Origin of the sequence: Mesorhizobium japonicum MAFF 303099, assembly GCF_000009625.1 — a bacterium.
In the GTDB taxonomy this organism is placed as follows: domain Bacteria; phylum Pseudomonadota; class Alphaproteobacteria; order Rhizobiales; family Rhizobiaceae; genus Mesorhizobium; species Mesorhizobium japonicum.
Window position 1 is genome coordinate 174,590 of sequence record NC_002678.2, and the last position, 14,091, is coordinate 188,680.

Below are 14,091 nucleotides of genomic sequence, written 5' to 3' on the forward strand. Positions count from 1 at the left end.
CTTGAGAACTGGTGCCCCCGGACGGAATCGAACCGCCGACCTTCGGTTTACAAAACCGCTGCTCTACCAGCTGAGCTACAAGGGCACGGCGCTCCGGTAGCATATTTCGTGCGCCAGTAAAGACAAAACTCCGTTTTCGGTTACCCCGGCGGTGGATGACGCCGCCTCCGGCCCATGCTGAAATCCACCAACCCACTTCCTACATATGACAGAGATGCAATCGCTTCGGACTGGAGTGTCGCATGATCAGGCTTGTCATCATTCTCCCCCTCGTCGTCATCGCCTGGATGCTGCTGGTGAAGCTCATCAGCGACATAAAGAAGGCCAATGTCGACTGGACCGGCGTGACCACGATCATCGGTTTCATAGCGCTCGCCTTCTGGCTTCGGCATATCACGGGGATGGGATGAGGGAATTGGCAGCAGGGAATAGGGAATAGGGAATAGGAAATTGCATCGTTCGTATCTGCTTGGTGCCATTTCACTACTGCCTACTGCCTACTGCCTACGTTCTGAAAAACCTCCTCGACCTTTCGAACCTTTTGACAGGCCGCGCCGACTGATCTCCAGAGGCGAATGGTCGCCTCGGTCAAGGATCCAGGAGGTCATCATGTTCAAGCGCATGCTCACTTCCGCTCTCGTAGCCGTTTTCGTCGCCACAGGCGCGCTGGCCGGCACCGTCCAGTCGTCCTCGGCTCACGGCATGCATCATCACCATTATTACTACGACGACGACTATGGCGACTACTGGTGGTACCACCGCCATCATCACCGTCATCATCACCATGGCAGGGTGGTTATCATCCTTTGATGCCAAGGCCTGTCGCGTGCGAAGGGCGGCCTCGGCCGCCCTTTTGCATTTTCCGTAGGCCCACGGGCAGGAACCCGGCAGCATCTCCGCAAAAAAATCAAAAAAGCCTCGAACCTTTTGCTGCGCCGCAGCGACAGATGATCAAGAGGCGGATGGATCGCCTCGGTCAACGAAGCAAGGAGATCGTCATGTTCAAGCGCACTCTCGTTTCCGCCCTGATCGCCACCACCGTCGCCGGCACCACGCTGGTCGGCACCGTTCAGCCTTCGGCGGCTCATTCGCATCACCACGACCTCGGCATCGGCATCGCCGCCGGCGTCGGCGGGTTCGTCCTTGGCAGCCTGCTTGCCCAGCAGCCCCCGCGTACCGTCTATGTCGACGAAGACGGCGGTTCCTGGCACGTTCGCCGCTGCTTCGATCGCTACTCGAGCTACGATCCGGACTCCGACACCTACATCGGCCGCGACGGCTACAGCCACTATTGCCGGCTCTGAGAGGAGACCGTTCAACAACAGAAAAGGGGGCTTACGCGAGCCCCTTTTCGTTGTCTTACAAATACTTACGGTTGCGTGTTCAGGCGGAATCGGAAATCGGCAACCCGGCTGCGCTGCAGGTGCTATCGACGAGACGCCTCGTTTCCGAAGCGCTGCCCATGGCAACGAGATCGAAGCTGGTTGCCGAATCCGGGTAGATCCTGGCAATGAAGGCTTGCTCGCCGCCCGAGCCGCCTGACGGATCCTTGCCGTTGACGAATCCACAGACCACGATCTCCTTGCGGCCGTTCAGTGTCCGCTCGCCGGCAAGCGTCCTTCCGAGCCTGACCGAAGCAGGATCCGGCAAATGCTGACGAATACCGGTGATGACGACCTCCTCGAGCGCGAGCGAGAAGGGAATCGGATCGACGTGCTGGTCGCCGGCATCGGGTCGAGGCGCCACGCATCCGGAAAGCGAAGCGACAAGCAGAAGCTGAACCGTTTTCCTCATCCGCGCCCTTTCGCATGCATTCGAACGCCACGGCAAGAGAGTGCCATGCCGCCGGCGCTTGCTGTGTCGGCAAGGCCATACGGCTCGATTTCTTCGATATTGCGACCAGGAGCGCGCTTCCCGGGGCAGACTGGTCAGCCGACTTGCGCGCCGCCGATCATCCGGGTCACCTCGGCCGCGGCACTGCGCACCATCGGCCCGATCTCGGCCAGCCGCTCCGGCGTCACCCGCACGGTCGGCCCCGATACGGAGACGCCGCCGATCGGCTCGCCGAACTCGTTGAAGATGGCGGCCGCCACGCAGCGCATGCCGGGGTGCCGTTCTTCATCGTCGACCGACCAGCCGCGTTGCTTGATGACGGCCAGATCGTGGGCGAGGGCAGGGATCTCGGACAGCGTCCTGTCGGTGAAGCGCTGCAGGCCGGCCTTCCGCAGAATGGTGCCGACGCGCTCGGGTTCCAGATGCGCCAGCACCGCCTTGCCGATGCCGGAGGCATGAAAGGGGCTGCGCGTGCCCGGGCGGAAGAAAGCGCGGATCGCCTGGTGCGTCTCGACCTGGCTGACGAACACCACGCAATCATCCTCGGCGACGCCGAGATTGGCGGTCTCGCCGGTTCTTTCCATCAACTCCTGCATAACGATGCGGGCGCGGTCGACCAACTTGCGGCGGCGTAGAAAGGCCGCCCCCATACGATAGGTCTCGACGCCGATCGACCATAGCTGGTCCGATGTGTCGAACTCGACCATGCCGTGGTTTTCGAGCGTCGTCAGCATGCGGTAGGCGGTGGAGGCGGCAAGGCCGCTCTGCGCCGATATCTCGCTCAGCGACAGGCCGCTGCCCTCCGCCACAATGGCCAGGATGCGCAAGGCCCGATCCAGCGACTGCACAGAACTGGCTTCGGCAGGCCCGTTGAAAGCGCGCGGACGGCCGCGCTGGCGTTTTTCGGTGGTTTCCATGAAGCCAGTTTCGCCGATTTCGCCAAACTTACAATGAAAAAGTTTTTCACTGTGGAGACGTGGCAAATTCCTGGAAAACCGAAAATTCAACAAAATCAGCAAATAGTCGCCGTTTTCTAGAAATGAAAAAATATTCTGAAAAAATTGAAAAATAGCCGGCTTGCTGACATTCTCGGCCATCCAACAATAACAACCCAAGTGGAGGGCCGGAAAATGGCCAGGATGCGCGCTGTCGATGCGGCGGTTCTCGTTCTCGAAAAGGAAGGTATCGCCTGCGCCTTTGGCGTGCCGGGTGCGGCGATCAATCCGCTCTATTCGGCGCTGAAGGCGAGGGGCACAATCCGCCATGTCCTTGCCCGCCACGTCGAGGGCGCCTCGCATATGGCCGAAGGCTTCACCCGCGCCAAGGCGGGCAATATCGGGCTCTGCATCGGCACGTCCGGGCCGGCCGGCACCGATATGATCACCGGTCTTTATTCGGCCGCCGCCGATTCCATTCCGATCCTGTGCATCACCGGCCAGGCGCCGCGGGCACGGCTGAACAAGGAGGATTTCCAGGCTGTCGACATCGCCGCCATCGCCGCACCGGTCGCCAAATGGGCGGTCACCGTGATGGAGCCTTATCTCGTGCCGATGGCGCTGCAGAAGGCGTTTCACCTCATGCGCTCATCGCGGCCCGGCCCGGTGCTGATCGACCTGCCGGTAGACGTCCAACTGGCCGAGATCGAGTTCGATATTGATGCCTATGAACCGATGGCGCCGTTCAAGCCGGCGATGACGCGCGTCCAGGCCGAAAAGGCGTTGGCGATGCTCAACGCGGCGGAAAAGCCGTTGATCGTCGCCGGCGGCGGCATCATCAATGCCGATGCATCCGACTTGCTGATCGAATTCGCGGAAATATCAGGCGTTCCGGTTATTCCGACGCTGATGGGCTGGGGCGCGATCCCCGACGACCACCGGCTGATGGCCGGCATGTGCGGTCTGCAGACCTCGCATCGCTACGGCAACGCCACGATGCTGGAAGCCGATTTCGTCTTCGGCATCGGCAATCGCTGGGCCAACCGTCACACCGGTTCTGTGGACGTCTACACCAAGGGCAAGAAGTTCATCCATGTCGACATCGAGCCCACGCAGATCGGCCGTGTCTTCGCGCCGGATCTCGGCGTCGTCTCGGATGCGGGGGCGGCACTGAAAATGCTGCTCGACGTCGCCACCGAGTGGAAGACGGCCGGAAAGCTGCGCGACTGGTCGGGCTGGGCGAAGGAATGCCAGGCCCGCAAGAAGACGATGAAGCGCAAGACACATTTCGACCAGGTGCCGCTGAAGCCGCAGCGCGTCTATGAGGAGATGAACAAGGCGTTCGGCCGCGATGTCACCTATGTCACCACGATCGGCCTGTCGCAGATCGCCGGCGCGCAGTTCCTGCACGTCTACAAGCCGCGCAACTGGATTAATTGCGGCCAGGCCGGCCCGCTCGGCTGGACCTTGCCGGCAGCCCTTGGCGTGCGCGCCGCCGATCCCGAGCGCACCATCGTGGCGCTGTCGGGCGACTATGATTTCCAGTTCATGATCGAGGAACTGGCGGTCGGCGCGCAGCACAAGCTGCCCTACATCCATGTCGTCGTGAACAATGCCTATCTCGGCCTGATCCGCCAGGCGCAGCGCGGCTTCTCGATGGATTATGAAGTCAGCCTCGCCTTCGAGAACATCAACCGATCGGGCGATCCCGAGGCCGGCTATGGCGTCGACCATGTCGCCGTCGCCGAAGCGATGGGCTGCAAGGCGGTCCGGGTGCGCAAGCCCGAGGAGTTCGCCGGCGCCTTCAGAGAGGCGCAGCGGCTGATGAAGGAGCACCGGGTTCCCGTTGTGCTCGAATTCATCCTCGAGCGCGTCACCAACATCTCCATGGGTACCGAGATCGACAAGATCACCGAATTCGAGGACCTCGCCGAAAGCCATGAGGACGCGCCGACCGCGATCGTGATGTTGGATTAGGAGAAAAAGAATGCCGCGTTTTTCCGCCAATCTGTCCATGCTCTTTGCCGAGCATGATTTCCTCGACCGCTTTGATGCAGCCGCCCGCGCGGGGTTCAAGGGCGTCGAATATATCGGCCCTTACGATCATGCGCCGGAGGTGGTGGCCGCGAGGCTGAAGAAGAACGGCCTGACACAGGTGCTGTTCAACCTGCCGGCCGGCGACTGGGGCAAGGGCGAGCGCGGCATTGCCGTGCTGCCGGACCGCGTGCCGGAATTCCGCCAGGGCATCGCCAAGGCCATCACCTACGCACAGGCGCTCGGCTGCCAGCAGGTCAATTGCCTGGCCGGCATCGCGCCCGCCGGCGTCGACCGCAAGGTGCTCGAGGATGTTTTCGCCGAAAACCTCGCCTTCGCGGCGGAGAAGCTGGAACGGGTCGGAATCCGGCTGCTGATCGAGCCGATCAACACGCGCGACATTCCAGGCTTCTTCCTGAACTACTCGGACCAGGCACTGGCGCTGATCGACCGCGTCGGCTCGAAAAACCTGTTCCTGCAATACGACATCTATCACATGCAGATCATGGAGGGGGATCTCGCCCGTAAAATCGAGGCCAACCTCGGCCGCATCGCGCATATCCAGCTTGCGGACAATCCCGGCCGTCACGAGCCGGGGACGGGCGAGATCAACTATCCCTTCCTCTACGATCACATCGACCGCATCGGCTATGCCGGCTGGATCGGGGCCGAATACAAGCCGAAAGCCGGCACCGAGGCAGGGCTGGGCTGGTTCAGGGACCTGACTGGGCAAGGGAGCGCTGCGGCTTAGGGGCCGGCGCCGAAGCAGCCAATTTCCCCCCTCGTGGGGGAGATGTCCGGCAGGACAGAGGGGGGCGTGACAGAACGCGGCCTAACAAAGGACGGAGAAAAACAATGGAAACCATAGGCTTCATCGGTCTCGGCATCATGGGCGCGCCGATGGCGGGGCATCTGCTCGATGCCGGCTATAAGGTCATCGCCAGCGACCATCGCTCGAAGCCGCTGGCTGATCTCGTAGCCAAGGGCCTGAAAACAGTCTCCGGCCACGCCGCCGTCGCCAAGGCGGCCGACATCATCATCACCATGGTGCCGGATACCCCGCAGGTCGCCGATGTGCTGTTCGGCGACAATGGCGTCGCGTCCGGCCTGACCAGGGGCAAGCTGGTCATCGACATGAGCTCGATCTCGCCGATCGAGACCAAGGTCTTCGCCGGCAAGATCAACGAACTCGGCTGCGACTATCTCGACGCGCCGGTCTCGGGCGGCGAGGTCGGCGCCAAAGCGGCGTCGCTGACCATCATGGTCGGCGGCGAGGAAAAGGCCTTCGAGCGCGCCAAACCCGTCTTCGAGAAGATGGGCAAGAACATCACTTTGGTCGGCCCCAACGGCGTCGGCCAGACCACTAAGGTCGCGAACCAGATCGTCGTCGCGTTGACCATTGAAGCCGTCGCCGAAGCGCTTGTTTTTGCCTCGAAAGCCGGCGCCGACCCAGCCAGGGTCAGGCAGGCGCTGATGGGTGGGCTGGCGGCGTCACGCATCCTCGAAGTGCATGGCGAGCGCATGGTCAAGCGCACCTTCGCGCCGGGCTTCCGCATCGAACTGCACCAGAAGGATCTCAACCTGGCATTGGAGGGCGCCAAGGCGCTCGGCGTCTCGTTGCCCAACACCTCGACCACCCAGCAGCTGTTCAACTCGTGTGCGGCCAATGGCGGCGCCAGGGAGGATCACTCGGCTCTGGTCAGGGCTCTGGAGCGGATGGCGAATTTCGAGGTCGGTGGCGCAGTGGCCGAAGTGAAAGGCAAAGCGGCATAGGCCGGGAGAGGGCGGCGCAACGTTCCCAAGCCGCCACCTCTTGTCCTGCACAAGAACGGGTTCCCGCGCTGTCGCCGGAACCCGTTTCTCGTCTTTTTGTAGAGCGCTTCCGGCTCTCAGCCGCGCTTCAAGAACGCCCGTGCAGCATAAAGGCTCACCGCCGCGGCGTTCGATACATTGAGCGAGCGGATGGCGCCGGGCATGTCCAGCCGCGCCAGCGTCGTCACCGTCTCGCGCGTCTTCTGGCGCAAGCCCTTGCCTTCGGCGCCGAGTACCAAAGCGATCCTGTCGCCGGCAAAGCTTGTCTCGAGTTCCGCCGGCCCGTCCGAATCAAGCCCGATGGTCTGGAAGCCGGCTTCGTGCAACTGCCCGAGCGCGTCGGCCAGGTTCTTCACCTCGATCTGGTCGATATGTTCCAGCGCACCGGAGGCGGATTTCGCTAGAACGCCCGATTCCTGAGGGCTATGGCGCGCTGTGGTAATCAGCGCGCCGGCGCCGAAGGCGACCGCCGAGCGCAGGATGGCGCCGACATTGTGCGGATCGGTGATCTGGTCGAGCACCAGCACCAGCCTCGTGTCGCCAAGCGCGTCGAGGCGCTTGGGCTTCAGCGGCTCCGCCTCGATCAGCACGCCCTGGTGCACGGCATCCGATCCGGTGATCTTGTCGATATCCCTGGGTTCGACCAGTTCCGCCTTGAAGGTAAGGGCGGCAAGATCTTCTATCTCGAGGCGCTCGGCCGCGTTGCGGGTCACCAGCATTTTGCGAATCTTGCGGCGCGGATTGTCGAGTGCCGCCCGCACCGTGTGAAGTCCATAAAGTCGCACCAGGCCGTCGGCGGCGTTCTCGCCGGGCGACACGGGCTGGCGTGGCCGGAATGCCGGCGCGCCACCGCTCTTCTCGTCGCGGTGCGCGCGGCGCAGCTTGGCGTAATGGGTGTCTTTGGGGGTGTTGGTCTTGTTGCTCATGGCCGGCTTCTATAGCTGTCTCCACCGGCCAAGGATATGGCCCGTCGCCGCAGCCGGCGAACAACATCGAAAAACCCTTCCTGCGCGGTTGACACCCACTGGCCTTGCCGCCATAAGGCGCTTCGCTGATTTCGGAGAAGATATCCAACTCGGGCTCCGGGATCGGCAGGAATGCCTCGTTGCATGGCTCCGGCGGCAGACTGGAGAGGTGCCCGAGTGGTTAAAGGGGACGGACTGTAAATCCGTTGGCTTAGCCTACGTTGGTTCGAATCCAACCCTCTCCACCACTGCCGGCCCGGAAGCCCTGAAACGAGAAAAGCATCGGGCCGAAAAGTGCATGGCGCTTTTCGGGTGAATCCGATACTTCAGTGCAAGGCGCGGGTATAGCTCAGTGGTAGAGCAGCAGCCTTCCAAGCTGAATATGCGGGTTCGATTCCCGCTACCCGCTCCAGATTCTCGTCCCATAATCGTTAGACCCAGACACTGCGCGACCAGGCGCGCAGCGCTTCAGGGCTTCAATGCACAGCGCGTCAGCTGTTGAATGCCGACGCCACCTGGTGCTGCTGTGGCACTTGGCCGTTCGGCGTCAGCTTGTCGACGATGCCGGGCAGGGCGGCGGACAACTGCTTGAGCAGTTCCTGCTCGTCCAGCCCGGTCCGCTGCGCGATCTCGCGGATGACCTGCGGCCCGAGTGCGGCGCCGAGATCGTTGGCGTTGATCGCCTGGTTCTGCCCGGTGCCGACCCAGGAGTCGGCGACATTGCCGTGGCCGGCATCCTTGAGCTTGTCGAGCAGGCCGCCCAGGCCGCCGAGCAGGCCGCCATCACTGGCGGTGGTTGCGGCGGGGTCGACAGGTGCGGGCGCTTGAGGCTGATCCGGCTGTTCGGCACTTCTGCCGCTCAGCATTTTCCCGACCAGCAACGCGCCGAGCGCGATCATCAGCGGTTTGGTGATGTTGCCGCCGGGAACGGCGTTGTCAAAAAATCCCATAGTGGATCCTCCATCTCGACCAAGCCCTGCCCACCTTCAACAATGGCGTATCCGGGCGCAATTTCAAGCTGGCTTGAGGTTTTGACAATCATATGAAAATGTCGGGTCGGCAGGGGATGGAGAGGAAAAAATGGGTATCATCAGCTGGATCATTCTCGGCGCCATCGCCGGCTTCCTGGGCAGCAAGATCGTCAACAAGACCGGCCAAGGCCTAATCATGGATATCGTGCTCGGCATTGTCGGCGCCATTGTCGGCGGCGTGATTTGCAGCCGACTCTTTGGCGTGGGTGTCACCGGTCTCAACATCTCCAGCCTGATCGTCGCGGTGGTTGGCGCGATAGTCGTGCTGTGGGCCTACCATCAATTCAGCGGAAGGCGGACGCTTTAGAGCAATTCCAGGGAAAGTGTGAAACGGTTTTCCGTCGGGAATTGCGTCGAGACAAAAGGCCTGGAGCGGTCGCCGTGAAACGGCGGACCGCTTTTGGCGCCAGCCGCATCGTCTGAAATTTTTGAATTTATACTGAGGCAAGACCTGTGTCGGGCTTGCCTATGGCATCAACACTGCATCGGCCGCGGCGAAGAAGATCAGCGTTCCGGCGATGAACATCGCCCAGCCGACCAGCGACTTGCGGATGGCGGCCTTGTGCTCGGTGTCGGAGTTCTTGTTCCGGTCAAAATCGGTCATGGGGAGCTCCCTTGGCTGATTGATCATGGCGTCGTGGATAGACGATACATCGCCGAATAGACGATCGATCTGGCCTCCGCAACATTGGACACAGGCGCTCGGCTGCCGATGCTAGGCGACGACGGTCAGCCGGCGCTTGCGCTGATCCAGCGAGACGATGGTCAGCCCGCTGGCCACCACCAGCAGGATGCCGCAGACCGCCAGCGCATTGGGGAACTGGCCGAACACCAGCAGCCCCGAAATGACGGCCCAGACGGTGAAGCAGTAATAGAACGGCGCCACCGCGCTGGTTGGCCCGACGCGATAGGCCATGAAGATGAAGAAGTGGCCGAAGATCAGGAAAAACCCGGCGCCGGCCATCAGCAGCAAATGGCGCGCCTCGGGCATCACCCAGCGCTCGGAAACCAGATGCGCCGCACCCGCTCCGATCAGCACCACCACGACGGCGGAGATCGCCACGATCATCCCCGGCACCTCTGCAGAAACACGTCTGCCGGCAAGGTCGCGCGCGGCTGACAGCGCGGCATTGCCGAGCGCCAGCAGCGCATAGACCGAAATGCCTTGCATGGTCGGCTGCGCCACCATCAACGCGCCGATGAAGCCGAGCCCGATCAGCGCCATGCGCTGGCCGCCGATGCGCTCGCCAAACAGGATCGAGGAACCGACCAGCATCAGCAGCGGCGTGATTTGTCCGAGCGCGGTTGAATCCGCGATCTGCATGTTGGCGAGCGCCACGACATAGCAAAGGATCGCCGCCAGCTCGAGCAGGTTCCTGCGCAGCACATGGCCGTCGAAGATCAGCGGGATCTGTTTGCCGTAGCCCAGCAGGAACAACAGCGGGAAGCCCCAGAGCGCTGCCGCCACACCGCGCAGGAACAGCACCTCGTAGGACGGCAGCCCCGCGGTCGCGAGTTTCATCATCGTGTCGTTGACCAGGTACGAGCCGGTCGAAACGATCATGAACAGCGGGCCGCGGATCGAGGCAGGGATGAAATGCATGGGGTCAGGAGATCAGACCTCGGCGGCCGCCGCAATGGGCCATCAACTGGCCGTGATCGAGACAGGAATTGGCCGGCAAGAACATGGGGTGCAGCCCTCGATCGATCGGCCTGTCACCCATTCCATTTCCCCCATCGCCTTCCTATATCAGCGCCACATCCCCGCAATCGGATCCCAGGTTCGGACTGAGTGAGACGGCACCCGGCCAAAAGACGCTTGTGTTTTTTGGCCTTTGTCGCTAATCGCCCCGCATTCGACTGAACTGAAGGTCAAGGCCGTCCAAGGAAAGAGACTATGGCAAAAGGTAAATTCGAGCGCACTAAGCCTCATGTGAACATCGGCACGATTGGTCACGTTGACCATGGCAAGACGTCGCTGACGGCGGCGATCACGAAGTATTTTGGCGAGTACAAGCGCTACGACCAGATCGATGCGGCGCCGGAAGAGAAGGCACGCGGCATCACCATTTCGACGGCTCACGTCGAATACGAGACGGCCAACCGCCACTACGCCCACGTCGACTGCCCCGGCCACGCCGACTATGTGAAGAACATGATCACCGGCGCCGCGCAGATGGACGGCGCGATCCTGGTGGTGTCGGCCGCCGACGGCCCGATGCCGCAGACCCGCGAGCACATCCTGCTTGCCCGTCAGGTCGGCGTGCCGTCGATCGTGGTGTTCCTGAACAAGGTCGACCAGGTCGACGACGCTGAGCTGCTCGAACTGGTCGAGCTCGAGGTTCGCGAGCTTCTGTCGAAGAACGAGTTCCCCGGCGACGACATTCCGATCGTCAAGGGTTCGGCGCTGGCTGCTCTTGAGGATTCCAACAAGACGATCGGCGAGGACGCGATCCGCGAGCTGATGGCTCAGGTCGACGCCTACATCCCGACCCCGGTTCGTCCGCTCGACAAGCCGTTCCTGATGCCGATCGAAGACGTGTTCTCGATCTCGGGCCGCGGCACGGTCGTGACCGGCCGCGTCGAGCGCGGCGTGGTCAAGGTCGGCGAGGAGCTGGAGATCATCGGCATCCGTCCGACGACCAAGACGACCTGCACGGGCGTGGAAATGTTCCGCAAGCTGCTCGATCAGGGCCAGGCTGGCGACAACATCGGCGCGCTGCTGCGTGGCGTTGATCGTGAAGGTGTCGAGCGCGGCCAGGTCCTGGCCAAGCCGGGTACGGTGAAGCCGCACAAGAAGTTCGTGGCCGAAGCCTACATCCTGACCAAGGACGAAGGTGGCCGTCACACGCCGTTCTTCACCAACTACCGTCCGCAGTTCTACTTCCGCACGACGGACGTGACCGGCATCGTGTCGCTGCCGGCTGGCACCGAGATGGTCATGCCTGGCGACAACATCACGGTCGATGTCGAGCTGATCGTACCGATCGCCATGGAAGAGAAGCTGCGCTTCGCCATCCGTGAAGGCGGGCGCACCGTCGGTGCCGGCATCGTCGTCACCATCAAGGAATAATCGAGACCGGCATCAGCCGGATCGACAAGAAAAGGGCGGTCTTCGGGCCGCCCTTTTTCGTTTCCGTCGCCGCGTGAAATCGGAACTGCGCCCACCCTGTTGCAAGCGCCATCGCCGCAACTAGTATAGGTTGCATTGAGGGAGCTTGGCGAAAGAGTGGTTCCAGGACGCTGTTTCAATGCGAAGGCATGGTGGCCGCAAGCGCTGGCAGATCTCGCGCTGTTGGCTGTCATCGTCCTGTTCGTCCTGCCGGCGCAGGCCCAGGAGCAGTCGCTGGACATCCCGCCGATGCGGTTCGCCGTCGTGCGCAGCAATGCGCCGGGATGCGAGCCCAATTGTCCGGAATGGATATCGGCGGAAGGCACCATCGCGGCGGGCACGCCGGCGCTGCTCAAGCGCACGCTCAAAACGCTCGGGGGACGGCAACTGCCCGTCGTCGTCAACTCGCCCGGCGGCAATGTCGATGCCGCACTCGCGCTTGGCAGGATGATCCGTAAGGCCAAGCTCGATATCGCCGTCGGCGTGACGGTGTTTTCCGGCTGCCAGCCGGAGGCGAAGAATTGCAGCGACAACAAGGGCAAGGGTGCCGACTATTTCGGCGTGGCTTTTGATGACGGGGCCATGTGCAATTCGGCCTGTCCGCTGATGTTTTCCGGCGGTATCCGCCGCGTGGTCGGAGACTTCGCCTATCTCGGCGTCCACCAGATCACCACCACATATCGCCGTGAGAAGCTGCTCTATCGGACCACCTACCGGATCGTGAACGGCAAGAAGAAGGTGATCAACACCAAGGTGGTCAGCCGGAAAAATGCCGGCAGCTACAAGACCTACGAGATGAGCAAGGCGGTCGAGAAGACGCTTTCGGCCTATCTCAGGGAAATGGGGATAGGCGACGGCGTGCTGGAAATGATGAAGGCCACGCCGGCCAGCGACATCCGCCAGATCGGGCTCGACGACATGACGGCGATGAAGCTGGTGACCAGTCGCGACGCCGTGGACCTGTTGACCTCCGCAAGCTTGTGCGCGCCGCAACAGCCGGCCGCGAATTGCCGGGAAATGCCGGGCTCTGCAAACGATGCGACGCCATCGGCCGCTGCGACCGGCAGGCCCAGGAATGTCGTACCGGCTGGACCGGAAACCGCCAAGGCCGGCGCGGACATGCGCTTTGTCGTGGTTCGCGGCAGCAATCCCCTGTGCAATCCAGACTGTCCGGAATGGATCTCGGCGGAAGGCGCGATCACGAGCCAGACGCCGCAGAAGCTGCGCCAGTTGCTCGCCACGCTTGGCAATCGGCGCCTGCCTGTCGTGATCAGCTCACGGGGAGGTGACCTGGCCGGCGCTCTGGCGGCGGGCCGGATTATCCGCGAAAGGAAGCTCGACGTCGCCGTGGGCCGGACCGATTTCGTCGATTGCGACCCAGGAGCATGGAATTGCCTGGCCAAGGAAGGCGCTTATGCCGGATTGAGCATCGATGCGGGCGTCGAGTGCGATACGGCCTGCGCGCTGATGCTTGCCGGCGGCGCGAGAAGGCTTGTCGGTCCGCAGGCGCGGCTCAGCCTCTACCCGATGGGACAGAAGCAGATGGTCAAGGCGTATCTCGAGGAGATGGCGATCGGTCCCGCTCTGTTCAAAGCGATCGCGGGGCGCTCGGCCGAGCGCCAGCTCGGACCGGACATCATGCTGAAGGCGGGACTGACGACGGGACCGCAATCGGTCGACGCACTGACCGGCGCCACGATTTGCAAGGCTGTTCCCAGGCCCGATAATTGCCGCGGCCTGCCGCCTGCCAATGCGGCAGCCGACGCGCCAGCAAAGCTGTAGAGCGCGGCTTCGGAAGCTGGCCATCGAGGCAGGTTGAGCTGCCTTCGATCTTTCCGCTATCGTCGCGGCCGATGGCGCCGGGGCGGAGGATCGACAATGAGCCGGGATGTTCCGACACTCTACGAATGGGCCGGTGGCAGCGATGCCCTGAATCGGCTGACGCAGACCTTCTATGACAAGGTGGCAAAGGACCCGGTCGTTGGGCCGGTGTTCAAGGCGATGTCGCCGGATCATCCCTCCCACGTCGCGGCCTTCATCGGCGAGGTCTTTGGTGGACCGAAGACCTATAGCGAGAAATTCGGTGGCCACCGCGAGATGGTCATGCATCATCTGGGCAAGCATCTGACGGAAGAACAGCGCCGCCGCTGGATCAACCTGCTCGCCGACGCAGCCGACGAGGTCGGCTTGCCGGACGATCCCGAATTCCGTTCCGCCTTCATGGGCTATGTCGAATGGGGATCGCGGCTGGCCAAGATGAACTCCAATCTCGGCGAGACCTGCGATCCCGAAACCGAGCCGATGCCGGCCTGGGGCTGGGGTGTGCCGGGCGGGCCGTACACGCCGCCGGAAACAAATTAGCTTCCAGC

Annotated in this window: 16 protein-coding genes and 3 tRNA genes; 12 read left to right on the forward strand and 7 right to left on the reverse strand. The window is 62.5% G+C overall.

What is annotated here, in order from left to right; translation table 11 throughout:
• Window positions 1-9: 9 nt before the first annotated feature.
• Window positions 10-85 (reverse strand) — tRNA-Thr (locus tag MAFF_RS02030).
• Between the two features lie 157 nt (window positions 86-242).
• Here MAFF_RS02030 and MAFF_RS39905 point away from each other — a divergent pair.
• The 3 genes from MAFF_RS39905 (at window position 243) to MAFF_RS02040 (ending at window position 1,304) form a co-directional block, all read left to right on the forward strand.
• Window positions 243-410: a hypothetical protein gene (locus MAFF_RS39905; RefSeq protein ID WP_080511769.1), complete on the forward strand. Its 168-nt coding sequence runs from the start codon at window positions 243-245 to the stop codon at window positions 408-410.
• 199 nt (window positions 411-609) lie between these two features.
• Window positions 610-810, forward strand: coding sequence for a hypothetical protein (locus MAFF_RS37375; protein ID WP_080511770.1), 201 nt, complete (start codon window positions 610-612; stop codon window positions 808-810).
• A gap of 188 nt (window positions 811-998) precedes the next feature.
• On the forward strand, window positions 999-1,304 hold the full coding sequence (locus MAFF_RS02040) for a BA14K family protein (RefSeq protein ID WP_044550368.1): 306 nt from the start codon (window positions 999-1,001) through the stop codon (window positions 1,302-1,304).
• Between the two features lie 79 nt (window positions 1,305-1,383).
• Here MAFF_RS02040 and MAFF_RS02045 read toward each other — a convergent pair whose 3' ends face one another.
• Entirely contained in the window at window positions 1,384-1,794 is a 411-nt protein-coding gene (locus MAFF_RS02045) for a hypothetical protein (RefSeq protein WP_010909245.1), read from the reverse strand.
• Window positions 1,795-1,928: 134 nt separating this feature from the next.
• Window positions 1,929-2,750 (reverse strand): HTH-type transcriptional regulator BhcR, encoded by an 822-nt coding sequence (gene bhcR, locus MAFF_RS02050; protein ID WP_010909246.1) that lies wholly within the window; start codon window positions 2,748-2,750, stop codon window positions 1,929-1,931.
• Window positions 2,751-2,963: 213 nt separating this feature from the next.
• Here bhcR and gcl point away from each other — a divergent pair, with 213 nt between their 5' ends.
• The 3 genes from gcl (at window position 2,964) to MAFF_RS02065 (ending at window position 6,575) form a co-directional block, all read left to right on the forward strand.
• On the forward strand, window positions 2,964-4,745 hold the full coding sequence (gene gcl, locus MAFF_RS02055; RefSeq protein ID WP_010909247.1) for a glyoxylate carboligase: 1,782 nt from the start codon (window positions 2,964-2,966) through the stop codon (window positions 4,743-4,745).
• Window positions 4,746-4,755: 10 nt separating this feature from the next.
• A complete protein-coding gene (gene hyi, locus MAFF_RS02060) occupies window positions 4,756-5,553 on the forward strand; it encodes a hydroxypyruvate isomerase (protein ID WP_010909248.1) in 798 nt (265 codons plus the stop codon).
• A 104-nt stretch (window positions 5,554-5,657) separates the two neighbouring features.
• On the forward strand, window positions 5,658-6,575 hold the full coding sequence (locus MAFF_RS02065) for a 2-hydroxy-3-oxopropionate reductase (RefSeq protein ID WP_010909249.1): 918 nt from the start codon (window positions 5,658-5,660) through the stop codon (window positions 6,573-6,575).
• 116 nt (window positions 6,576-6,691) lie between these two features.
• Here MAFF_RS02065 and MAFF_RS02070 read toward each other — a convergent pair whose 3' ends face one another.
• Window positions 6,692-7,540 carry a TrmH family RNA methyltransferase gene (locus MAFF_RS02070; RefSeq protein ID WP_044547503.1) on the reverse strand — a complete coding sequence of 283 codons (849 nt, stop codon included), beginning with the start codon at window positions 7,538-7,540 and terminating at the stop codon, window positions 6,692-6,694.
• A 202-nt stretch (window positions 7,541-7,742) separates the two neighbouring features.
• Here MAFF_RS02070 and MAFF_RS02075 point away from each other — a divergent pair.
• Window positions 7,743-7,827, forward strand: a tRNA-Tyr gene (locus MAFF_RS02075).
• Between the two features lie 90 nt (window positions 7,828-7,917).
• A tRNA-Gly gene (locus tag MAFF_RS02080) sits at window positions 7,918-7,991 on the forward strand.
• A 79-nt stretch (window positions 7,992-8,070) separates the two neighbouring features.
• Here MAFF_RS02080 and MAFF_RS02085 read toward each other — a convergent pair.
• Window positions 8,071-8,529 (reverse strand): YidB family protein, encoded by a 459-nt coding sequence (locus MAFF_RS02085; protein WP_044547505.1) that lies wholly within the window; start codon window positions 8,527-8,529, stop codon window positions 8,071-8,073.
• A 130-nt stretch (window positions 8,530-8,659) separates the two neighbouring features.
• Between MAFF_RS02085 and MAFF_RS02090 the strand changes: the two genes are divergently transcribed.
• Window positions 8,660-8,917, forward strand: coding sequence for a GlsB/YeaQ/YmgE family stress response membrane protein (locus MAFF_RS02090; protein WP_010909253.1), 258 nt, complete (start codon window positions 8,660-8,662; stop codon window positions 8,915-8,917).
• 159 nt (window positions 8,918-9,076) lie between these two features.
• On the opposite strand, the gene MAFF_RS39735 is transcribed toward MAFF_RS02090, so the two are convergent.
• Together MAFF_RS39735 and MAFF_RS02095 are read right to left on the reverse strand one after the other, a co-directional pair.
• Window positions 9,077-9,214, reverse strand: coding sequence for a hypothetical protein (locus tag MAFF_RS39735; protein WP_162034338.1), 138 nt, complete (start codon window positions 9,212-9,214; stop codon window positions 9,077-9,079).
• A 111-nt stretch (window positions 9,215-9,325) separates the two neighbouring features.
• Window positions 9,326-10,213 (reverse strand): DMT family transporter, encoded by an 888-nt coding sequence (locus MAFF_RS02095; protein ID WP_010909255.1) that lies wholly within the window; start codon window positions 10,211-10,213, stop codon window positions 9,326-9,328.
• Window positions 10,214-10,507: 294 nt separating this feature from the next.
• On the opposite strand from MAFF_RS02095, the gene tuf reads away from it, so the two are divergent.
• The 3 genes from tuf (at window position 10,508) to MAFF_RS02115 (ending at window position 14,083) form a co-directional block, all read left to right on the forward strand.
• Window positions 10,508-11,683: an elongation factor Tu gene (gene tuf, locus MAFF_RS02105; RefSeq protein WP_010909256.1), complete on the forward strand. Its 1,176-nt coding sequence runs from the start codon at window positions 10,508-10,510 to the stop codon at window positions 11,681-11,683.
• A gap of 156 nt (window positions 11,684-11,839) precedes the next feature.
• On the forward strand, window positions 11,840-13,504 hold the full coding sequence (locus MAFF_RS02110) for a hypothetical protein (protein WP_010909257.1): 1,665 nt from the start codon (window positions 11,840-11,842) through the stop codon (window positions 13,502-13,504).
• Window positions 13,505-13,600: 96 nt separating this feature from the next.
• Window positions 13,601-14,083 (forward strand): group II truncated hemoglobin, encoded by a 483-nt coding sequence (locus MAFF_RS02115; RefSeq protein WP_010909258.1) that lies wholly within the window; start codon window positions 13,601-13,603, stop codon window positions 14,081-14,083.
• Window positions 14,084-14,091 lie beyond the last annotated feature (8 nt).